Below are 21,816 nucleotides of genomic sequence, written 5' to 3'. Positions count from 1 at the left end.
TCAAATGTAACGAATTTATGACATTATTATTTTACAGGAATTGTAAATATAAAGCTCGCGCCTTTTCCCTTAGCGCTTATTACTCTAATCTCTCCATCATTACGTTCTAGAATTTTTTTCACTAAAGCCAAGCCAATTCCAATAGAGTTTCCTTTGATTTCTGCATCCAATTTTTGAAATAGTTGAAATATTTTTTGATGATATTGTGCGTCAATTCCTGGACCATTGTCTTGTATTGAAAACTGATGACCTACTTTTGTCCGTTTATAATCAATAGTAATTTCTACAATTTCTTTGTTAGTATGCTTAATTGCATTTTGAATTAAGTTTTGAAATATTTGTAATAATTGAGATTCATTGAATGTTACTTTTGGTAGTTTTTGTTGAATGTTAATACGAACATTTTCAGCTGTGTTTACCGAAATAATGCGTTCTACTAGCTGTTGTACATCAACCATTTTTATAATTTGTTGTGTATCCATTTGAAGCGAATAGTTGAGAATTCCTTCTACCAGCAAATCCATTTGTGTGATTTGTTCTTTAATTAAATCTATACTTTTATGCGCTTCTTCATCTAAGCCATTTTCTTCATCTTCCGTAAGCCAATCAGTTAGGGTATACATATTTCGCAACGGACGTTTTAAATCATGCGAAACTACATAAGCAAATTCTTCTAAGTCATTATTTTTTCGGAGTAATTCTTTAGCTCTATTTTCAATATCGAGCGTTCGTTGTTTTACAGTATCTTCTAAGTTTATGTTGATACTTTCTAGCTTTTTTCTATATCTAATAAAACCATTCATCACCAAAAATGAAAAGATAAAAATAATTCCCATTGATAATAAAATAGCACTTTCAGACATGCTATCTAAATCAGAATTAAATACATGATATGAAAGATGAAGTAACTCAGATACACTGTATATTAATACTAAAATTCGATTACTTAATAATAAAACCGAACCAAATATGAATACATATGTAACTAATAAAAAGTCTAATGAGAAATTATTTAAACCTGTTCCATACGTTAAATAATGCTGAAATAGTAAGGTTGAAAGAAATACAAACCAACCATATTGATCAGTGATTGATTTGTTTTTTAAATACGGTAAAATTCCTGAAACCAGAAACAGACAAGCAAAAATGATATTTCCATAAAAAGGCATTATCAATTCTGGATTGTAATATTTCATTACTTCCAAATAGATAAATGTGCTTGGAGCACCAAGAATCAGTGTAAGGCTACTATTCTTGATTTCAAAAGGCTCTAACCTTCCTAATTTTTTAAGGAAATTAATAATCATATACTATAAAAAAGCTCCGTGTATTTTAGAATGGAAATGATATAAATTCATTATTTTTCAATGGTAAAGAAGAAGGTTGTCCCTTCACCTACTATACTTTCTAAAAATATTTTTCCACCATTGCGTTCTATTATTTTCTTCACTAATGCCAAACCAATTCCAACAGAATCTACTTCGTTTTCTATTTGTAGTTTTTGGAATAATTGAAAAATTTTGTCAAAGTATTTCTCTTCAATTCCTGGTCCATTATCACGAATTGAAAATTGATGTTTTGCATTCACAACTGCATAATCAATATGAATTTCTACTTTTTCTTTGTCATTATGCTTAATAGCATTTTGAATCAAATTTTGAAATACTTGCAATAATTGCGATTCATTAAACGAAACTTTAGGCAACTTTTCTCCTAACGTAATCGATACATTTTCATTAGAATTTACTGTAACAATTCGCTCTATAAGTGCTTGCGTATCAACTATTTTTAATTCTCGCTCTGTATCCATTTGAAGCGAATAATTAAGTATTCCTTCTACCAACAAATCCATTTGTGTGACTTGTTCTTTTATTAAGCGTAGACTTTTATTAGCTTCATCATTAAACTCATATGTTTCGTCTTCTGTAAGCCAATCGGTTAAGGTATAAATATTTCGCAATGGACGTTTTAAGTCGTGTGAAACGACATAAGCAAATTCTTCTAAGTCTTTGTTTTTTCGTAATAATTCTTTGGCTCTATTTTCAAGATCGCGTGTACGCTGTTGAATACGATCTTCCAAGTCTGAGTTGACGGATTCTAGTTTTTTTCGATATCTAATTAAACCATTCATCACTAAAAAAGAGAAGACAAATATTGTACTCATAGAAACTAAAATGGCGCTTTCAGACATTCGATCTAAGTCAGAATAATATACACGATACGAAAGGTGTATTAATTGTGAAGCACTAAATAAGATGACTAACAAACGGTTACTAAGCAATAATACCGAGCCAAATATAAATACATAGGTGACTAATAAATAGTCGAGTGAAAAGTTGTTTAACGCTGTTGTGTATGTAAGATAAAATTGGAATATGATGAGTGTCCAAAAAACAATCCAACCATAAACTTCATCCAAAAATTTATTCTTTGCGTACGGCACTAACCCAACAAGCATAAACAATACTGTAAACACTTCTTGTCCATAATACGGAACGATTAAACCAGGGTTGTAATACAGCATTATCAACACATATATATATGTGCTTGGTGATGCCAAACAGAATGTAAAACTACTATTCTTTATTTCGAAAGGTTCTAATCTTCCAATATCAAAGAGATATTTGAAAATTTTATTCAAGCAATACTTTTTTTAATTTAAGATTTTAAAGTTATGGAAATCATAGCAATAATCAAATCTAATAAAAATCATTTTTGCTTGCATAGTCGGACTTTTTTATTTTACTTTGTATTTCAAAGTACTTTACTATGACATCATCAGACTATTTAAACGATATTAAAGAGATTAAAAACCTCATGAATAAATCATCTCGATTTATTTCATTGAGTGGCCTTTCTGGAATTATGGCTGGAATTTACGCGCTTGTTGGCGCTTGGTTTGCACATCAAGAAATTTTAAAGGTATATAAAGTAAAAACAAGTTTGTGGGATGCAAACGAATATACTGGTTCTAGCAACTTAACATTAAAATTGCTACTAATTGCTGCCATTGTAATTACGTTAGCAATTGTTACAGGAATTGTATTAACCCAACGAAAAGCTCGCAAGAATGGTGAAAAGATGTTTGACAAAGCTGCGCTAAAGTTATTAATCAACTTTCTAATACCATTGGTTACAGGTGGAATTTTCGCCTTGATTATTTTACAAAAAGGATTCGTTGGATTGATTGCTCCAATAACACTTATATTTTACGGACTTGCTTGTGTAAACGCAAGTAAATTTACACTTGGGCATGTAAAGTATTTAGGCTTTGCTAATATTATTTTGGGCTTAATTGCAACGCAATATACAGGATATGGATTGTATTTTTGGGCAATAGGGTTTGGATTATTTCACATCATTTATGGAGGATTGATGTATGTTATTGTTGAAAGAAACGCTAAATAGAAACCGTGAGTATTATTACAAACATAAATAAAGCTTTTGATCACCGAATTCGTTTGGGCATTATGTCCATTTTGATGGTGAACGAGTTTGCTGATTTTAAGATGCTGAAAGAGTTGTTATCTATTACGGATGGAAACTTAGCGAGTCATGCAAAAGCCTTGGAAAAAGTAGAATATATTAAAGTTGAAAAACAGTTTATTGGACGGAAACCCAATACACGTTATAGTGCAACTCCAGTAGGTCGTATGGAGTTTAAGAAACATATTGAAGCCTTAGAAAACTTAATTAAAAAAAGCGAATAATTTTATATCAACAACACTTACTAATTCATAACAAACGCTTACTAAATGAACACATTAAATCACATAGAAAACACGGTACTTTGTACAAACAAAATCGTTAGGCAACACTCCTAACCTACATAACTCACTATTTTTTTATACATATACTTTGAATTTCAAAGTACTTTAAAAACTAAAACATGGAACACCAAACAGAACAAAAAAACAGTAACGAAAACAACAACAAATTTAGCGCTTGGCTCAGAAACTCTATTACCGCACGGATGGCAATGATGGGTTTATTAATTTTATTATTAATGGTACCATTAACGTTAATTCAGAAATTAATTAAAGAACGTGAATATCGCCAACAAGACGTTGTAGAAGAAATAAATGACAAATGGGGAAACTCAATTATATTATATGGTCCAATTTTAAAAGTTCCGTATAAAACCTATGAAGAAACTGTAAAGTATGATGCAGAAACAAATAATACAGTTAAGGAGAAACGAACGATTTTGAAGTATGCATACTTTTTCCCTAAAAAATTAAAGTTTGACACGAATGTAAAGACTACTCCAAAGAAGCGAAACAATTTTGAATCGGCAGTTTTTACTGCAAATATTGCAGCTTCGGGAAGTTTTGAAATGCCCGATTTTTCATCGAAATCAATTGCGGAAGAAGATATTGTTTGGGAAAAAGCAACTTTGTTAATTAAAACAACCAATTTGAAAGGTTTGAAAAGTGAAGTTGTGCTCAACTTAAACGGAAATTCATATGAGTTTGAAACCAATTTCAGTAATACAAATTCATATAAGAACAATTTGGGTGAGTTGGAAAGTTCATTTTTAGCATTAAAAGATGTTCCAAAAACTGACGATCGTACGTTCAATTTTTCGCTTCAATATAATGGAAGTGAAAGTATTCAGTTTATTCCAATTGGAAAAATTACAGATGTAAAGATGACATCTGACTGGAAAGATCCAAGTCATTTTGGAAATTTCCTTCCACAAGATGAAGGTGAAGAGAAAACCGAGAATAGCGGATTTGAAGCAAATTGGCGCTTATTGAACACGAATCGTTCGTTTTCGCAACAGTTTTTTCAAACCTTACCAAAACTGACTGAGTTTGCATTTGGAACAAAATTTATTATTCCGCTTGACGAATATCAAAAGAGTGAACGTGCTGCAAAATATGGTTTCTTAGTAATTGGATTGACGTTTTTAGTATTCTTCTTAATTCAGACATTAAGCAAAATAAATATTCATCCTTTTCAGTATTTGATGATCGGAATTGCATTGGTAATGTTTTACACCTTATTAATTTCAATTTCAGAACATAGTAGTTTCTTAAAAGCATATTTCATTGCTGGAGTCGCCGTTATTGTGATGATTACACTCTATTCAAAATCTATTTTAAAGTACTGGAAGTTTCCGCTATTTATTGGTGTTTCATTGATCGCATTATACGGATTCATCTTTGTCATTATTCAAATGGAAAGCTATGCATTGCTAGTTGGAAGCGTTGGTTTATTCTTGATTTTAGGATTGGTAATGTTTGTTTCAAGAAAGATAGATTGGCAATTGGACTAATCAGTTGTCGGGTATTAGGTATTGGGTATTAGGTATTAGGTATTAGGTTAATTACACTCAAAACTCATAATTAAAACTAGTTAGTCGGTTAGTTTGGTGAGAGACGATTCCTGACTTCTTGGAAGTCAAGCACTGAGAAGTTCAGGTTTCGTTTTTTCTTTTCAAATTCAAATTTAATTTTAAACACATGAATATTCCATTTTTATATAAATTATTACAAACTGCCAAAATCACGGCGATTTTAAGTTTTTTGGGCGGTACTTTTTTACTGATTTTGTATTTTTATTTTTCAGGATCAAAAACAGTTTTAAGCTTAGGTGTTTATTATGCATTATTTACGTTAATGTTAAATAGCATTTTATTCTTCACATTGATTATCACGTTTATGCATAGCGAAATTAAGCGAAAAAAAATTCTGAAATCATTATTGATAATGGTTATCAATGTTCCGATAGGTTGTTGTTATCTTTTTGCAGTTTTATCCTATCCAATTTAAAAAACACACACATGAATAAACCACTTATAAAACTCAGTTTCATATTACTTTTGATGTTGTCATTGAAAGCAATGTACAGCATCAGTACGTTGGAACAGTTACGTTATTTTATGTATCCAATGATTCCACTTATTGAATTATTTTCGCAAATAGCTTTTGACTGGATTCCTGAAGTTGGGTATAGTTCTTCTTTGAATATCATCATAGAAAAATCGTGTGCTGGTGGTAATTTTTTCATTATATGTTTTGCCTTTTTGAGTTTCAAATTGTGGAAATTTAATAGCTTTTTACAGTTTTCTATTCGGATTCTATTTTTAGGAATTTGCAGTTATTTCATCATGATTTTAGCCAATACAGCTCGTATTGTAAGCGCTATTAAATTGGTTGAATGGGAAATGACCGCAAATTATATAGATCCGAAAACTGCGCATTTGGCACTTGGAAGTATTCTGTATGTGCTTATCCTTCTTTTTATAAATCATCTTATCTCATCAAAATATGCCAACGTTCAAATTTCATAAATCACTCGGGTATTTTTGTACCGTTATTTTATTACAAATCATTTTAGGTTTTTTACTCTATAGCGCATTTAATTCACCTGAAGGAAATTCCTGCGAATGGTCTGCACTTACAGGATATTGGATCGTTTTACAGATCATTACTGTAGGACTTATTTATGCAGATATTTCTAATAAAATTAAACATTGGATTCTTCCATGCACTATTATTGTAGGCTATTTACTTTTGATTCTATTTTTGTTGAATTCCAATATTGCAAGACTAATTCCTAGAGTGAAATCGACTAGTATTAATTACGAATTGCTTCCTTTATACTTTAGTATTCCAGGCATTTTTCATGCTATGCTAGATTTGATTTTCACGTATTTTAAGCCAGATGGAAAGCTCTCTTCAAACCTGCGCAACTTTATGTATGCCTTTTCGGTTCCGATTGGTTTGTATCTTTTTACAATGCTTATTATTCCACTAATAAGAGGCACACATCATATTTATTTTGGGTTAGACGGGTTTTTAGTTCAAGTGATTATTTGCATTGCTATTGCAGCATTTTTGTTTTTCTTTTTGCGAATGATTTTAGGAAATATTATTGGTAGAAATATAAAAAACAATCATTCCTTCATGATTTTACTTTTTGGACTTTTATTTCCGATACTTGGACTTATCGTGAATTTTGAATTTGAAATGTTTGGAGATTTTAATTTCATCATGATATATGTTGCCGTAATTGTAAATGCTATTGGACTGTTTCTGTTATTGAATGATTCTAGTACTACTAAATTTATCGGCTTTTTGTTAGCCTGCTTTGGATTACCATATGTAGTGTATTTCTTCATTGTCTTCTTACCCTTTATTCCAATTTCATTTATTGCATTAATTGCTTTAGGCGCAGGAGTTTTGATGTTGACTCCAACAGTTTTACTGCTTGTACAATTTCAAGTTATGTCAAAGAATTACATGCAAGTTGTAAAGAAGTATGGTAAAGAGAAAGTCCTTTCTTTAGGTGTTTTGTGTGTCTTAATTTTGCCGATTTCATTTGCATTATTTTGCCATAATCATAAAGTGTTATTGGACACAGTAATTGCAGAAACAAATCATTTTGACACAAGTGATCATGAATATAAAGATTTTAATGTAGATAAACTAGCATACATTTTTAAGCAAATGAAAAAGAATCGTCGTAGACTTTCTTTCGGTTCATCTGAACAACGTTTGCCATTATTGTCTATTTACTATGATTGGTATGTGTTTGATAATTTACAATTATCACGACAAAAAACTATTGAGATTAATCGTTTGTTTTTGGGAGATATAACACATACATTTTCTGGCTATCGTCCGCCAGAAACTTTAACAGCTTCTGTAAAATATACGTATAAAACTGAATACGTAGCCAAAGGAGATTTTTATAAAACACAGGTTGATTTTGCAATTACAAATTTAGATAATGTCGGTATGCGCGAATTTCGTTCAGAATTCACTTTACCAAAAGACGTTTTTATTAGTGATTATTATTTAGATATTGGTGAAGAACGCGTACATGGAATTTTAGCCGAAAAGCAAGCTGCTAATTGGATTTATGAGCAAATTACCAACCAACGTCGCGATCCAGGAATTTTACAATATCTGTATGATGATGTGCTTTCATTAAAAGTATATCCTTTTTTGAAGAATGAAACACGCACGACAGGATTTACATTGTATCACAAAAATTCAGTTCATTTTTCATTGAATGAAACGCCAATTTCCATTGATGTAAAACCATTGTCGCAAAACGTAACCGAAATTGCTACGAATGCTTTTTATATTCCTAGTACACTTAAAGAAAATCTACCAAAAGTTGAAGCGCCAATTCGATATTATTTTTTAGTTGACAATACAACAAAAGGTACAACAGAACGCGCACAATTTGAAAGTGATTATGAACTTTTAGACAACACTATTAAAGAGCATGCGCAAGTATTGTATGTAGATGCAGACGTGAATTGGAAAACGCCAACAACGCCAAAGAATTCGGGTTTTAATTTGTTGAAAGCTGTTTCTCAGATTCAATATGCACATCAAGATCAAAAGAGCATTCCGTTTGTTGTTGTATATGCTTCCAATCAGAATCGCTTTTACGGAAAATATACTTCTTGGGAGTTAAAAAACATGTTTCCATATGACAATTTTATAGAATATAAATCATGGAATCAACAAGTATTTCCTGCGTTGGAATTTGGAGAGTTTTCAAGAAATGGAAAGTCGTGTTATGTTCCAAAAGACAATTTACCCTCGTTAGTTTCCTTTGATAAAACTGCTGACTTTACTATTGAATCAACTTCTAATGCATTTTTGAATGCGTTACAATTACGTTTGTTTCATGATATAAATGATTTGAATCCAAAACAGCAACGAACACGTTGGTTAGATGGCTTACGCCAGAGTTTTTCTCAGAATATTTTAACACATAGTACAACCTATATTTCACTTGAAAATAAAGAACAGGAAGCACGTTTATTGAAAAAGCAAGAAGAAATCATGAATGCTTCTCCTATTGAAAAAGCTGGCACTGAAGCACAACAAATGAGCGAACCGTATTTCTGGATATTATTAATGCTGTTTTTTATCTACATCGGTCGACAACAATTTTTACAACATAAAAACACAGAAATACTATGAATTTACAAGGTTATAAATTGAATCAGTTTTTAATGCTGAATAGTCTATTCTGCGTTTTATTGTTGTTACTGCGTGTGTATGTTACCCGAAGTTTGTTTTATAGTTTCTTAGTCTGGAATTTATTTTTAGCGGCAATTCCGTATTTTATTTCTACAGCGTTATCTAACACTATTTGGCTAAAAAAACAAACACTAGTATTGCTTGTTATTTTAGGAATTTGGTTGTTGTTTTTACCAAATGCTCCGTACCTTATTACCGATTTGATGCATTTGCGACATGCAAAATCTTCATTGTCTTGGTTAGATCCTTTTATGTTGTTTGCTTTTGCTTGGAATGGTTTGATTTTAGGTTTATTATCAATGCATCAAGTATATCAAATTTTAGCTTCTAAATGGAATCGAACTGTTGCCAAACGTTTGTTGTTTGTGGTTGTCTTTTTGTGTGGTTTTGGTATTTATTTAGGAAGATTTCAACGTTGGAATTCATGGGAATTGTTTAGTGATCCTATTATTTTATTGAAAGATTGTTTATATAGTTTTTCTAATCCTGCATACAGAACACGTACGCTAGGAATTACCTTAGGATTTGGATTTTTCTTGTGGATTTTATTTTTAACAACAACTTCATTTTTCAACATAAAAAAAGCATCTCGTGAGTGAGATGCTTTTCTATAGATTCAAACTTGATATTCAACTAACAACCTGGATCTACGATAAGGTCAATACTGCCTGTTGAAAAACAACCAGTACTAATATCATATACTCTATAAAATATAGTTTGTGGATCAGAAATATTTGTATATGTAGGAGGTAATGCATTTACATCATCATCAGCATCTTGTTGCGTTTCATGGTAAGTTACTTCATACGCTCCTTGTCCTTGCACAATTTGTGCATCTAAACTTTGTAGATTAAATGTTCCAATACCATCTCCATTTCCATCACACACCGTAAGACTTAAACCTGCTGGGCCAACTGGTGTCTGATTTACAATTAAATCTAATGTTGATATTTGCACTATTCCTGAGCTTTCTATTCTAACAAAAAGTATAAAGCCGTTTCCCACGGTTGCTGGTGAAGCTAACGGAGCAATATTTGCATCAGCATCAGCTTGTGTTTGATGGTAACTTACGGTTCCTGTAGATCCAATTAAATAATAACTATCCATAGAAGTTAAATCAAAAACTCCTACTCCATTTTGATCACCACAGGCTTCTAAAGTTCCTGTTTGCGGGAAGTTTCCGCTAGTATCATTATCATATATCGCTACCGTTCCTTGCACGGTTGTATTACTTGTATTTCCACTAGTAACAGTCGCAGTTACTGTAAATTCTTCCAAAGACTCTACATCAAGATCATCAATAATTGGAATGGAGAATGATAAGGAGAGACTTCCAGCCGGAATAGTTACCGTCATAATAGTATTTACATAATCATCTGGACTCGTAGCGGTATCATCTGTAGTTGTAATATTTATTGTGGTATCTGAGTTGCTCGCATGATCTAAATAGACTTGTAAATCAGCAGTTCCTACAGCTTCATGTACTGAAGCTATATATGTCATTGATAGTTCTGGCATGTTAGGATCATTTGGATCATTCGGATCACTAGTTCCACTAGGAACTTGATTTGTAGCTGGGTTGTCAACACCTGTTGTTTCTTCACAATCTGTTAATCCATCCCCGTCACTATCTTCATGAATGACATATAAATATAACATTCCAATATCCGTTTGTTCTGTAATAATATTTGTTGCTCTTACAAAAATCACTTCTCCATTATTTATCACATTTGAAAGTGCAGTACTATATGAAGAACCTAATGGACTTGTATTATTTTGAGCATCTACTTCAGTTTGAAAGAAAGTATATGTATGTAAATCGTTTCCAAATTCTGTAACAACTGCATCTAAGTCAAACACTATTGGATCGCAACCTGTACCCATAATTTCTGCTGAGAATACTACAACATCTAACTCATCTAAGTAATCAGGAATTTGATCGCCATCACTATCGTCATTTGTTGGATCACCATCTCCATCATAATCTTCATCAGCAGTATTTACACCATCGCCATCATCATCTGCATCTTGATAGTTTGGTATACCATCATCATCAGTATCGTCATTTGACAAATCATTATCTCCATTTATATCTTCAAATGAATCAAAAATTCCATCACCATCTGTATCAACAAACCCTGTACATGAACTTAATGCTCCTAAATCTAAAGTAGCATCTCCTGATAGAGTTCCTGTAAGAACTGACGTTACTTGATTATTAGCAATATCTACTCCTTTTATCGAATAATCTATTGTTCCACAATATGTAACTGGGTATTCAAATGTTCCATCTGTTACGGGAATTATTACTGTTGAATCACCTAAAAAGAGTTGCATATAACCATCTGTTACATTTTCTCCATCACAAGTAACAAATGTTCCTGAAAGCGTTGTTGTATTTTGGTTATTTGCACTAACAGTTATTGTTGTAGTTGTGTCTGTTGTAAATGGTCCAATGGTTGTTGTAAATGATTCTCCATCACATGAAACCCCAGGAACTATTACTGTAAGTTCTTCTCCAGATGGTACTAATCCACATTCAACTCCATTAGCATTTGTATAACCATATGTTCCTGTTGAGTTTAATAATGAAGAGTATAAATCGACAGGTGTAAAAGACATCGGATTTCCGTTTTCATCTATTAATTCAATACATAGATATACAGATGGATAAGGATAATCGTAATTCCAGAATGAAAAGTGACTTACATCTCCAACATATTTATTTCCTTGCAAAGTAGCTTCTCCTTCTTCTACCCAATATCCTTCTGTTTCATCAAAATGCCATAGTGGAATTGTTGCTGGCGGATTTGAAGCATTTGCAGCTAGAGGCATCGAAATTTGTGATGTACTTCCTTCTGCTAGTTGTAATTCTTCTCCTGAACCACTTTTAAGCTCAACAGCTAACATTCCATATGTTTCTAAAGCAACAGCCGCTCCATTTGCATCTTGTGCAAATAACATTCCTGGCATCATTGCTTCCATATTTTCATCGTCTGGACTTAGATGTTTTAAAATTACGCTTACATCTCCGCTATATGCAGAACCATCTGATTTTATGAAGTTTCCATCAAACACAACTTCAGTTCCATTAGGTAAATTTACGGTGGCTTCTTGTCCAGTATTAATCGTAGCAATTATGTCTTCTTTCAATAACATAATCTCAACACGATTCACTTCAGATGCAGAAGGAGCCAATGCTCTTGATCCAAAAATGTATCCGTCTTTTTCTGCTGTGATGTATGCAAACTTTTCATATGCCGTAGCATCTTCTATTGAGAATATTCCGAAAAGATCTGTAGAAGCTATTGTGTTTCCAACACGAATTGTTGCTCCTTGTATTGGTTCATTTTGCTCATTTACAACACGACCTAAAAAACGTGCGGTAATTGTTGTTCCAAAGTTTTCTTCGAAATTGGTATTTACTGGTAGTGGCTCATTTTCTGTAATTGTAGAGTTGTCATCATTCTCACAAGAGAAAAAACTCAATACAAATACACAAAATACTAACGAGAGTAATTTTTTCATAAGTTAATCGGTTTTGTTGTCTTTGTAATTATAACAACCAAACTTATAAAACTCCTACAAAAAAAATTGATCCGTTTTTATTTACCAGCTACATAATCCGTTAGATATGCATATCGTTCAGTAAGTTTTCCATCGGAAGTTGTCATTCTAGCTCTCGCCAATACGCCATCTTTATCTCCATTGAAAAAAGCAGGAATTACATGCTGTAAAAACATTTCTCCAAAACCTTCACTTGCATCTTTTGGTAGTTCGCATGGAAGGTTATCAACCGCCATTACTGTGATTGCTCCTTTAGCATTAAAATCAACTTCTTTTTCTGTATTTGCATCATATCCATAAAAAGGATCAGCAATTGTAGAAGAACGAATAGTACTTGCTACTGGGCCGTCAATATCACAAGAAATATCAGCTATTAAGTTGATTTTGAATTCAGGATGTTTGGCATCTTCACGAGTGAATAAGTATGGTGCGCCATCACCATAAAAATGTCCTGCTATAAAAAAGTCTGTTGTTTTTGCATATGGCATAAAATTACTTTCATAACCGCTTGGGTCTTTGTAAAACTCATATTTATCTCCAGCTTTTCCATCGACACGCTTGTTGTATTCCATCACATCAATTAGGCAATATACAGGTTCTGTGAAATCAGATGTTAAGTATACTGTATCTGTCACTTCTTTAATTCCTAGATGATCAAGAATTTCTTTAGCTCCGTAAGCAACTTTTCCAGTTCCTGATAATACAATTTTGATATTTGGAAGTTGAATTTTATCTAATTCTTTTTTGACAGCATTCAAATCTGCAAGGTTTTCAACTTTTGGCAATTCAAACAATCCATCTCGTAAACCTAATGCACGAAAACCATTATATGCTCCAACAAGTCCTGCATAACGTCCAAAACCTATTAAACGTCCGCCATTATCTTTGGTAATAACTTCATGATCATACATTTCAATGTTTTTAGCTAACATTGCTTGTAATAATTTACGATTGTATGGTTGCTTTTTTATGGTATGCGAAAAGTAAAAGTATTTTTTATTTGGAATTAAATGTTCAATTGGCACTTCTTTTACACCGATCATTACATCACAATCTGACACATCATTTAAAACTTCAAATCCTTTTTCCGCGTAAGCGTTATCAGAAAACACACGAATATCAGATGATTCAACTTTAAAAGTTGCTTCTGAAAATTGTGTTTTAGCTTCTGCTAATTTTTCTGGAGAGAATACTACGCGTCTATCTGGTGGATTTTTACGTTCTTTTATGATGGCAAATTTCATATGCATTTTTTTTAGTTCTCAGTAATAATAGTAACTGACATGGTTAAGTTTGGTATATTTTTTGCTCTAAAGTAATAGTATTAATGCAAAAAACACAAAACTATTAAAAATTGTGTTATGTTTGCTATCCTTTTTGGATTTAGACAAAAAGTTCTTTAACATATTGGGGTCGACTGGTTTTGACAGCGAGTCGAATTGGAGTGTAAGCACGTCGAGCGCTGAGAAATAGCTCGTAAATCTCATATTTCACACTTTTTAAATGGCGAAAATAACTACGCTTTAGCTGCATAATCCGAATTATAGTAAGATTAGCCTCAGTTTCCGTTAGACGGAAAAGCTGAATGTCTCCTGGTAGCCCTTGTTGATGGCGACCAATTTAGAGACACCATAAAAGTCAACATCGAGACTACGTAACTTCGCCGTAGTTTTTACAATTAAGAAGATAAGCTAGTAGTGGGCGGTTTTTGGTCAGCTATTAGTCGAAAATTAAACAAGAACTAAGCGTGTAGAAAGCATTTTAATTGCTTGTTTGGACGAGAGTTCGATTCTCTCCGACTCCACTTCAAGAGAATTATCATAGAAATTATGGTAATTCTCTTTTTTATTTCCGCTCAAATCACTTGATATATTTGTGATTATTAAAGTAAGAAAGAGATTTAAAGCTTATACTTAAATATGAAATAATTAAAATCTTATAATTTAATATTTAAAAGAACCAACCCGATCAACTTTCTGAATTCCAACACTTTAACCAACGCATCAATAATTCACTGATTTACATTTAGTGAATTATATTACTATCATATTCTAAAAATTCGGTTAAATACGTACAAATTAATTATGTTTGTAAGGATTAACAATGAATTAAAACGATGAAAAAACAATTAACTATTCTATTAGCAATTTTTTGTTCTGCATTTATGTTTGGACAAAAAATGAAAGTAAAAAAAGGAAACTTTGATTTTATAAAAGGTCAAAAAGAAATCAATGTAGAGTTCGTATATGACAATATGAAAATCCTGAAGAAAAACTTGACCAATGAACAATATATGGCAGAACATTCTGCTGATTTAGAGAAAAAATCAAGAGGAAAAGGAAAAGCTTGGAAAAAGAGTTGGATGGCAAGTAGAGAACTTATCTATGCTCCTAAGTTTTTAGAATTAATGAACAGATACCTTTACGAAAAAAAAGGTGTAAGTTTCGAAGAAGATCTTCCTAATGCAAAATATACACTGATTGTAGAAACCGTATGGGTATATCCAGGTTGGAATGCTGCTGTAATGAGACAACCAGCAAAGGTAAGTACTGTACTTAGATTTGTAGAAACAGCTAACAGAGACAATGTATTATTAGAAATTACTAGTAAAAAAGCTCCTGGAAACAGGTTTGGCGGAACATTTAGTAATGAAGACCGTATTGGTGAAGGATATGCTAAAACTGGAAAGTCACTAGCAAAAAAGATTATGAAAAAAGCGTTTTAATAAAACGAACTTTTATAAATATAGTACAAGCGAATAACTTAAAGTTATTCGCTTTTTTCGTTTTCCATATCTATCAAATGTGCTACCGTTTTAATCAATCGATGATGTTTAGTCACAAAAGGATTGCTTTTATCCCAAACATAACCTGCTAACACAGCACATATCTGCCTTTTAATCTCTGGATTCTCTGGGCGATGAAAAAATAATTTCTGTAAATTCCCTGTATACCACTCTTTCACATAAGAAGCAAAGACATTTACACCTTCTTTGATATATCCTGTATATTCAGTTTCCCAATCTACCTTTTCACCATTCAACTCTTTTGCTGTTAACTTTGCAGCTAATAAAGCTGATTCTGTAGCAAATGTTACTCCTGATGAAAATACAGGATCTAAAAACTCTGCACTATTTCCTGTAAGCGCATATCGTTTTCCGTATAATTGCTTCACTGATTTGGAAAAATTTTTAATCAATACAGGATCAAATAGAAAATCTACTCCTTTAAAGCGTTCATAAAAATAATCTGAATGTTTTAATAGCTGTGTTAATTTTTCTGAAGTATCTCCTTCAAAAGAATCTAAAAATGCTGTAGGACCAACATAACCAATGCTCGTTACTCCATTAGAAAAAGGAATTACCCACAACCATGTTTCTGTATCGATAACATCAAATGTAATCAAAGTTCCTTCTTCTCCTTCTGGTCTATGAATGTCTTTTACATGCGTAAAAATAGAAGAATGCATTGGTAACTCGGAAGGCTTTTCTAAATCTAACAATCTAGGTAATACTCTTCCATAACCACTAGAATCAATAATATGCTTTGCTTTAATTACTTGTTGATTTCCTTGTGTATCTTTTATTGTAACAATAGCAAACTCTTCTTCAAAATCTACAGCAATTACTTCTTGCTGGAAAGCAACATCTATTCCTTTTCGAATTAATTCTTCTGCCAAAGCATTATCAAAATCTGCACGCGGCACTTGCCATGTCCAATCCCAACCTTCAGTATGTTTTTTACTAAAATCAAAATTACATACCTGTGATCCTTTAAGAAATCGTGCTCCAGATTTTATTTCAAAGTTTTGTGCTTTCAAACAATCTAGCAAATCTACTTCTTCAAAATGGTCCATACAACGTGGTAATAAGCTCTCTCCTATTACAAATCGTGGAAAAATATTTTTTTCTACAACTTTTACTTGAAAACCATTTTTATGTAAATAAGCAGCTGCGACACAGCCTGAAGGGCCAGCTCCAATCACTAAAACATCAACATATTCATCATTCATAGTACCTCTATAAGTATAGATTCGTTAATTATTATAAATTTGCATTCCAAAATAACTATTTTACTTTTAGTTATTAAAATAATATTCATTAAAAGTTTGAGTAATTTATAGATGTTAACACTTAAGGGGAAATTAGAAATACACGATTTTTATAGCGCCATATTTCAGGATGAATCGATTGCAGTAGACGATAGTGTTCTTGCCATTGTAGAAGAGAGTTTTAATTTTTTAAAAGAATTTTCTGAAAATAAGATTATTTATGGCGTAAATACTGGGTTTGGGCCAATGGCTCAATACCGAATTAATGATGAAGAAAGAAATCAATTGCAATTTAACCTGATTAGAAGTCATGCTTCTGGAACAGGAAACCCAATTCCTCCTATGTACGTTAAGGCAGCTATGCTAGCGCGATTAAATACATTGTGTTTAGGAAAGTCTGGAGTACATAAATCTGTAATAGATGTGATGATTACTTTAATCAATAAAAACATAACTCCACTTATCTATGAACATGGTGGTGTTGGTGCAAGTGGCGATTTGGTACAATTGGCACATTTAGCCTTAACTCTTATTGGTGAAGGTGAAGTATTTCAAAACGGAACACGCAAAGACACCAAAGAAGTTTTTGAAAAAGAAAACCTTGCTCCTATTACAGTTGCACTAAGAGAAGGACTTGCTTTAATGAATGGAACCTCTGTAATGACAGGTGTTGGATTGGTTAATACTATCTACACCAGAAGATTATTAAATTGGATGATTACTGCTTCTTGTGCTATCAATGAAATCGTAAAAGCATATGACGATCATTTATCTTATGAGCTAAATCATGCAAAAAAACATATTGGTCAGCAAGAAATTGCGAAACAAATGCGAACGCACTTAAAAGATAGTACTTTGACCAGAAAACGAGAAGAGTATCTTTATAGTGATCAATCTGAAATAACTGTTTTTAAAGAGAAAGTACAAGAATATTATTCATTAAGATGTGTACCTCAAATACTTGGACCAGTATTAGACACACTAAACAATGTTGAAAAAATCTTAATAGAAGAAGTAAACTCTGCAAATGACAACCCAATAGTAGACGTTCAGAAAAAACACGTATATCACGGTGGGAATTTCCATGGAGATTATGTATCTTTAGAAATGGACAAACTAAAAATTGTAGTAGCCAAAATGTCCATGTTAGCAGAACGTCAATTGAATTATTTATTAAACTCAAAATTAAACAATATACTTCCTCCATTTGTAAACCTTGCCAAACTAGGATTAAACTTTGGTATGCAAGGTGTACAATTTACAGCGACCTCAACCACAGCTGAAAACCAAATGTTATCAAATCCTATGTATGTACATAGTATTCCGAATAACAATGACAATCAAGATATTGTAAGCATGGGAACTAATGCAGCCATGGTTACTAAAAAAGTTATCGAAAATGCTTTTGAAGTTGTCGCAATCGAATTAATTACAATTATTCAAGCCATAGAATATTTGGGTGTACAAGATGAGGTTTCTTCAAATACAAAAAAGATGTATGATGCTATTCGTAAAATAGTTCCAGTCTTTAAAGAAGATGTGGTGATGTATCCATATGTAAACCAAGTAAAGAACTATATTATTAATAATAAAAACGATTAAAAATAATGAAACTCAAATACTTATTTTTTTCAATCACATTGTTGTATATAAGTAGTCTATTTTCTCAAGAACTAGCATTGGTTAGAGAAGGTGACAAATTTGGCTACATTAATAAAACGGGCGACTATGCTATTGAAGCTCAATTTAAAAAAGCAAGAAGTTTTTCTGATGGAATGGCTATTATTCTAAAAGACGGAAAATGGGGTGCCATAAACGCAAAAGGAGAATGGATTATTCAACCTGAATATGATCGCATCAAAGAATTCAATTCTGGCTTTGCCTTAGCATATAAAGACAAAGTATGGAATTATATTGATAAATCAGGAAAAATTTTAGAAACACCAATACCTGACAAATATTACGATTTTAATGATGGCGTTGCGCTCTTTAGAAAAGGTGATAAAATAGGATTACTCGACACCAATGGAAAACTAATACTTGAACCTACATATGACAAAATTATGGCTTTCAATGATGGGCATGCAAAAGTGTTGAATGAAAAAAAGTGGGGAATTATAAATAGCAAAGGAGAAATTGTCATACCTATTGAGTATTTTAAGATTGGAATTTACAATGAGAATGCTACTTGGGCTAAAAAAGGAAAGAAAGGGAAAACTTTAGGACTTATTGCTAACAAGAAATTTACTCCGCTAACTGATATTGATAGAGTGTGGAATTTTAATGAAAACTCTAAAATGGCTAGAGCCGAATCTGATAAAAAAATTGGTTATATCAACGCAAAAGGAGAATGGGTTATAGAACCTACCTACAAAAAAGCAAGAAACTTTAATCATGGTTTAGCGCCTGTCCACAATGGTGATAATTGGGGATACATCAATGAAAAAGGAGAAACAATAATTCTTTTTCAATATCATGATGCTGAAACTTTTTCAAACGATGGATTAGCTCCCGTAAAAAACAAAAAATGGGGATTTATAAATACATCTGGACAAATTGTAATACCATATAAATATACAATCACAGTTGGTTTATCATTCATGAAAAAAGATGCTCAAAAAGGTTTTATCAATGGATTGGCTAGAGTGAAATACAATAAAAAATGGGGATTCTTAACTACCGAAGGAAAAGTACTCGGAGATAAATGGTATAAGAATGCTGAATTATTTATAAATACGAATGAATAGTACATTTTAATGAAGAAAAATACAATCGAAAAAACAAAATATGCATTAGTAACTGGTGGCTCTAGAGGAATTGGAAGTGCAGTCTGTATTCAATTAGCTAAAGAAACTGATTACGAAATTTTAATCAATTACCGAAGTAACAAAGAAGCTGCTACTAAAACATTAGAAGAAGTAAAAGCTGTTGGAGGAAAAGGACAATTATTACAATTTGATGTTGTAGATGCAACTGATGTAAAAACAACATTAGACAATTGGCATGAAGCTCATAAAGATGCTATTATAGAAGTAATTGTAAACAACGCAGGAATCACCAAAGATGGTTTGTTTATGTGGATGAAACATGAAGATTGGACAAACGTCATTGATACAAGCTTACAAGGTTTCTTCAATGTTACGAATCATTTAATACAAAAACTATTAGTACATAGATATGGTCGCATTATCAATATGGTTTCTGTTTCTGGACTCAAAGGAACTCCAGGGCAAACCAATTATTCTGCCGCCAAAGGAGCTGTAATAGCTGCTACAAAAGCATTAGCGCAAGAAGTTGCAAAAAGAAACATCACGGTAAATGCTGTTGCCCCAGGATTTATAAAAACTGATATGACTAGTGAATTAAACGAGAAAGAACTCAAAAAATTAATTCCCGCAAACAGATTTGGAGAAGCAGAAGAAGTTGCGCATGCAGTTACTTTCTTAGCCTCTAAAAATGCATCCTACATAACTGGCGAAGTCATAAATATTAATGGAGGAATTTACTCGTAAATTAATTAGTGTCTGATTGGAAACAGACAATTTTTACAAGTTGAATTATTTTTGATGTAATTTGCATTTACTTTTTATGAGTTGATGCCTTAGCATCAATCGATTAAAAATAAATGTGAAGGATAGAAAAAGAAACAAATTTAATAGTGTTGTGTTTCCGATCAGACACTAATTATAAAACGTAAGCATGTGAAAAGAGTTGTAATCACAGGAATGGGAATATATTCGTGTATAGGTAAAAACTTAGAAGAAGTAAAAACATCGTTATATAACGGAACATCTGGTATTGCCTTTGATGAAGGAAGAAAAGAATTCGGATATCGTTCATGTCTAACAGGAATGGTTGCGGAACCTAACTTAAAGAAACTACTATCTAGACGTCAACGTATTAGTTTAGGACAAGAAGCAACGTACGCTTATGTTGCCACACTTGAAGCTTTAAAAAATGCAAACATCGATCAAGAATTTCTTAACACAAATGAAGTAGGTATTCTTTATGGAAATGACAGTACTGCAAAATCAGTAATTGAGTCTGTAGACAAAATCAGAGAAAAAAGGGACACAACTTTAGTAGGTTCAGGAGCTATTTTTAAAGGAATGAACTCTACTGTTACAATGAACCTTTCTACGATTTTCAAACTCACAGGAGTCAATTTTACCATAAGTGCAGCTTGTGCGAGTGGTTCTCATGCTATAGGAATGGCATATCAACTTATAAAAAGTGGTATGCAAGACTGTATTATTTGTGGTGGAGCTCAAGAAATAAATCAACTTGCAATGGGAAGTTTTGACGGATTGGGTGTTTTTTCCACCAATATTGAAGATCCTTCTAAAGCATCTCGTCCTTTTGATGCTAACCGAGATGGATTAGTTCCAAGTGGTGGTGGCGCAACACTTATTGTTGAAAGTTACGAATCTGCTGTCAAAAGAGGTGCTAACATTTTAGGTGAAATCATCGGATATGGTTTCTCTTCAAATGGAGAACATATCTCTACTCCAAATGTAGATGGGCCATCAAGAGCAATGAAAAAAGCTATTCAACAAGCAAATATTGATACCTCAACAATTGATTATGTAAATGCACATGCAACTTCAACTCCAGTTGGAGATGCAAACGAAGCAAAAGCTATATTTGATGTATTTGGAGAAAACGGGCCACATGTAAGTTCTACCAAGTCAATGACAGGGCACGAATGCTGGATGGCTGGCGCTAGTGAAGTAATTTATTCTATGCTAATGATGCAGCATTCTTTCGTCGCTCCAAACATCAATCTTGAAACTCCTGACGAGGACGCAATCAAATTAAATTTAGTTAGTAAAACCTTAGATAAAAAAATTGATGTATTTTTGTCGAATTCTTTTGGATTTGGAGGAACAAATTCAGCATTAATAATAAAAAAATATAAAAGTTAGAAGATGAATAAAGAAGTTATTATTGAGAAGATAAACGACTTTCTTATAGATGAATTTGAGGTTGAAGCAGAAGATATTTCACCTGAAGCAAACTTAAAAGAGACTTTAGAGCTAGACAGTCTTGACTTTGTTGATTTAGTAGTTGCTATTGAAGCAAACTTTGGAGTAAAACTGGTTGGAGAAGATTTTGTAGGAGTTGAAACACTACAAGATTTTTATGATTTAATTGAAAGAAAAATTAGTTAAAAATAGCTTTCGCG

17 protein-coding genes and 1 other RNA gene are annotated in these 21,816 nt (G+C 32.3%); 13 read left to right on the top strand and 5 right to left on the bottom strand.

The features are described 5' to 3' along the window. Window positions 1-26: 26 nt before the first annotated feature. Both ACUUYC_RS13745 and ACUUYC_RS13740 read right to left on the bottom strand, forming a co-directional pair. Window positions 27-1,307 (bottom strand): sensor histidine kinase, encoded by a 1,281-nt coding sequence (locus tag ACUUYC_RS13745; protein ID WP_474266561.1) that lies wholly within the window; start codon window positions 1,305-1,307, stop codon window positions 27-29. A gap of 50 nt (window positions 1,308-1,357) precedes the next feature. Beyond that, the gene (locus ACUUYC_RS13740) at window positions 1,358-2,641 is read right to left on the bottom strand and encodes a sensor histidine kinase (RefSeq protein WP_474266559.1); all 1,284 of its coding nucleotides are present in this window, start codon (window positions 2,639-2,641) and stop codon (window positions 1,358-1,360) included. Between the two features lie 128 nt (window positions 2,642-2,769). Between ACUUYC_RS13740 and ACUUYC_RS13735 the strand changes: the two genes are divergently transcribed. The 6 genes from ACUUYC_RS13735 to ACUUYC_RS13710 all read left to right on the top strand — a co-directional run bounded on the left by ACUUYC_RS13735 (window position 2,770) and on the right by ACUUYC_RS13710 (window position 9,613). Continuing rightward, entirely contained in the window at window positions 2,770-3,408 is a 639-nt protein-coding gene (locus tag ACUUYC_RS13735) for a hypothetical protein (RefSeq protein ID WP_474266557.1), read from the top strand. A gap of 5 nt (window positions 3,409-3,413) precedes the next feature. Then, complete coding sequence (locus ACUUYC_RS13730) at window positions 3,414-3,710, top strand: winged helix-turn-helix domain-containing protein (RefSeq protein ID WP_474266555.1); 297 nt, start codon at window positions 3,414-3,416, stop codon at window positions 3,708-3,710. 179 nt (window positions 3,711-3,889) lie between these two features. Beyond that, the gene (gene creD / locus ACUUYC_RS13725) at window positions 3,890-5,281 is read left to right on the top strand and encodes a cell envelope integrity protein CreD (RefSeq protein WP_474266553.1); all 1,392 of its coding nucleotides are present in this window, start codon (window positions 3,890-3,892) and stop codon (window positions 5,279-5,281) included. A gap of 507 nt (window positions 5,282-5,788) precedes the next feature. Beyond that, on the top strand, window positions 5,789-6,298 hold the full coding sequence (xrtK, locus tag ACUUYC_RS13720; RefSeq protein ID WP_474266551.1) for an exosortase K: 510 nt from the start codon (window positions 5,789-5,791) through the stop codon (window positions 6,296-6,298). Further along, window positions 6,276-8,954, top strand: coding sequence for an MSEP-CTERM sorting domain-containing protein (locus tag ACUUYC_RS13715; RefSeq protein WP_474266549.1), 2,679 nt, complete (start codon window positions 6,276-6,278; stop codon window positions 8,952-8,954). The genes xrtK and ACUUYC_RS13715 overlap by 23 nt, the downstream gene beginning before the upstream one ends. Beyond that, the gene (locus ACUUYC_RS13710) at window positions 8,951-9,613 is read left to right on the top strand and encodes a DUF1361 domain-containing protein (protein ID WP_474266547.1); all 663 of its coding nucleotides are present in this window, start codon (window positions 8,951-8,953) and stop codon (window positions 9,611-9,613) included. Before ACUUYC_RS13715 ends, ACUUYC_RS13710 begins: the two co-directional genes overlap by 4 nt. A 34-nt stretch (window positions 9,614-9,647) precedes the next feature. On the opposite strand, the gene ACUUYC_RS13705 is transcribed toward ACUUYC_RS13710, so the two are convergent. Next, a complete protein-coding gene (locus ACUUYC_RS13705) occupies window positions 9,648-12,542 on the bottom strand; it encodes a Calx-beta domain-containing protein (RefSeq protein ID WP_474266545.1) in 2,895 nt (964 codons plus the stop codon). 77 nt (window positions 12,543-12,619) lie between these two features. Further along, window positions 12,620-13,825, bottom strand: coding sequence for an NAD(P)-dependent oxidoreductase (locus ACUUYC_RS13700; RefSeq protein WP_474266543.1), 1,206 nt, complete (start codon window positions 13,823-13,825; stop codon window positions 12,620-12,622). A 165-nt stretch (window positions 13,826-13,990) separates the two neighbouring features. Between ACUUYC_RS13700 and ssrA the strand changes: the two genes are divergently transcribed. Both ssrA and ACUUYC_RS13690 read left to right on the top strand, forming a co-directional pair. Next, window positions 13,991-14,388: a transfer-messenger RNA gene (gene ssrA / locus ACUUYC_RS13695) on the top strand. Between the two features lie 309 nt (window positions 14,389-14,697). Further along, window positions 14,698-15,306, top strand: a complete 609-nt coding sequence (locus ACUUYC_RS13690) for a hypothetical protein (RefSeq protein WP_474266541.1) — start codon at window positions 14,698-14,700, stop codon at window positions 15,304-15,306. Window positions 15,307-15,350: 44 nt separating this feature from the next. Here ACUUYC_RS13690 and ACUUYC_RS13685 read toward each other — a convergent pair whose 3' ends face one another. Next, window positions 15,351-16,592, bottom strand: coding sequence for an NAD(P)/FAD-dependent oxidoreductase (locus tag ACUUYC_RS13685; protein WP_474266539.1), 1,242 nt, complete (start codon window positions 16,590-16,592; stop codon window positions 15,351-15,353). Window positions 16,593-16,703: 111 nt separating this feature from the next. On the opposite strand from ACUUYC_RS13685, the gene flxA reads away from it, so the two are divergent. The 5 genes from flxA to ACUUYC_RS13660 all read left to right on the top strand — a co-directional run bounded on the left by flxA (window position 16,704) and on the right by ACUUYC_RS13660 (window position 21,802). After that, the gene (flxA, locus tag ACUUYC_RS13680) at window positions 16,704-18,233 is read left to right on the top strand and encodes a flexirubin biosynthesis tyrosine ammonia-lyase FlxA (RefSeq protein WP_474266537.1); all 1,530 of its coding nucleotides are present in this window, start codon (window positions 16,704-16,706) and stop codon (window positions 18,231-18,233) included. A gap of 5 nt (window positions 18,234-18,238) precedes the next feature. After that, window positions 18,239-19,378, top strand: coding sequence for a WG repeat-containing protein (locus ACUUYC_RS13675; protein WP_474266535.1), 1,140 nt, complete (start codon window positions 18,239-18,241; stop codon window positions 19,376-19,378). A 9-nt stretch (window positions 19,379-19,387) separates the two neighbouring features. Next, window positions 19,388-20,143, top strand: a complete 756-nt coding sequence (flxB, locus tag ACUUYC_RS13670) for a flexirubin biosynthesis SDR family reductase FlxB (RefSeq protein ID WP_474266533.1) — start codon at window positions 19,388-19,390, stop codon at window positions 20,141-20,143. A gap of 189 nt (window positions 20,144-20,332) precedes the next feature. After that, window positions 20,333-21,556, top strand: a complete 1,224-nt coding sequence (locus ACUUYC_RS13665; RefSeq protein WP_474266531.1) for a beta-ketoacyl-[acyl-carrier-protein] synthase family protein — start codon at window positions 20,333-20,335, stop codon at window positions 21,554-21,556. 3 nt (window positions 21,557-21,559) lie between these two features. Next, entirely contained in the window at window positions 21,560-21,802 is a 243-nt protein-coding gene (locus tag ACUUYC_RS13660; protein WP_474266529.1) for an acyl carrier protein, read from the top strand. Window positions 21,803-21,816: the final 14 nt, after the last annotated feature.

It is taken from the genome of Kordia sp. E (assembly GCF_056033805.1).
The sequence above is the reverse complement of the archived record's forward strand: the minus strand, read 5'-3'. Positions and strand labels throughout refer to the sequence as shown.

What these genes read in the sequence shown, in the direction of transcription:
- flxA (WP_474266537.1), top strand. Translation starts at nt 16,704, where the DNA reads ATGTTAACACTTAAGGGGAAATTAGAAATACACGATTTTTATAGCGCC.
- xrtK (WP_474266551.1), top strand. Translation starts at nt 5,789, where the DNA reads ATGAATAAACCACTTATAAAACTCAGTTTCATATTACTTTTGATGTTG.
- creD (WP_474266553.1), top strand. Translation starts at nt 3,890, where the DNA reads ATGGAACACCAAACAGAACAAAAAAACAGTAACGAAAACAACAACAAA.
- ACUUYC_RS13705 (WP_474266545.1), bottom strand. Translation starts at nt 12,542, where the DNA reads ATGAAAAAATTACTCTCGTTAGTATTTTGTGTATTTGTATTGAGTTTT.
- ACUUYC_RS13675 (WP_474266535.1), top strand. Translation starts at nt 18,239, where the DNA reads ATGAAACTCAAATACTTATTTTTTTCAATCACATTGTTGTATATAAGT.
- ACUUYC_RS13690 (WP_474266541.1), top strand. Translation starts at nt 14,698, where the DNA reads ATGAAAAAACAATTAACTATTCTATTAGCAATTTTTTGTTCTGCATTT.
- ACUUYC_RS13685 (WP_474266539.1), bottom strand. Translation starts at nt 16,592, where the DNA reads ATGAATGATGAATATGTTGATGTTTTAGTGATTGGAGCTGGCCCTTCA.
- ACUUYC_RS13660 (WP_474266529.1), top strand. Translation starts at nt 21,560, where the DNA reads ATGAATAAAGAAGTTATTATTGAGAAGATAAACGACTTTCTTATAGAT.
- flxB (WP_474266533.1), top strand. Translation starts at nt 19,388, where the DNA reads ATGAAGAAAAATACAATCGAAAAAACAAAATATGCATTAGTAACTGGT.
- ACUUYC_RS13735 (WP_474266557.1), top strand. Translation starts at nt 2,770, where the DNA reads ATGACATCATCAGACTATTTAAACGATATTAAAGAGATTAAAAACCTC.
- ACUUYC_RS13745 (WP_474266561.1), bottom strand. Translation starts at nt 1,307, where the DNA reads ATGATTATTAATTTCCTTAAAAAATTAGGAAGGTTAGAGCCTTTTGAA.
- ACUUYC_RS13700 (WP_474266543.1), bottom strand. Translation starts at nt 13,825, where the DNA reads ATGAAATTTGCCATCATAAAAGAACGTAAAAATCCACCAGATAGACGC.
- ACUUYC_RS13710 (WP_474266547.1), top strand. Translation starts at nt 8,951, where the DNA reads ATGAATTTACAAGGTTATAAATTGAATCAGTTTTTAATGCTGAATAGT.
- ACUUYC_RS13715 (WP_474266549.1), top strand. Translation starts at nt 6,276, where the DNA reads ATGCCAACGTTCAAATTTCATAAATCACTCGGGTATTTTTGTACCGTT.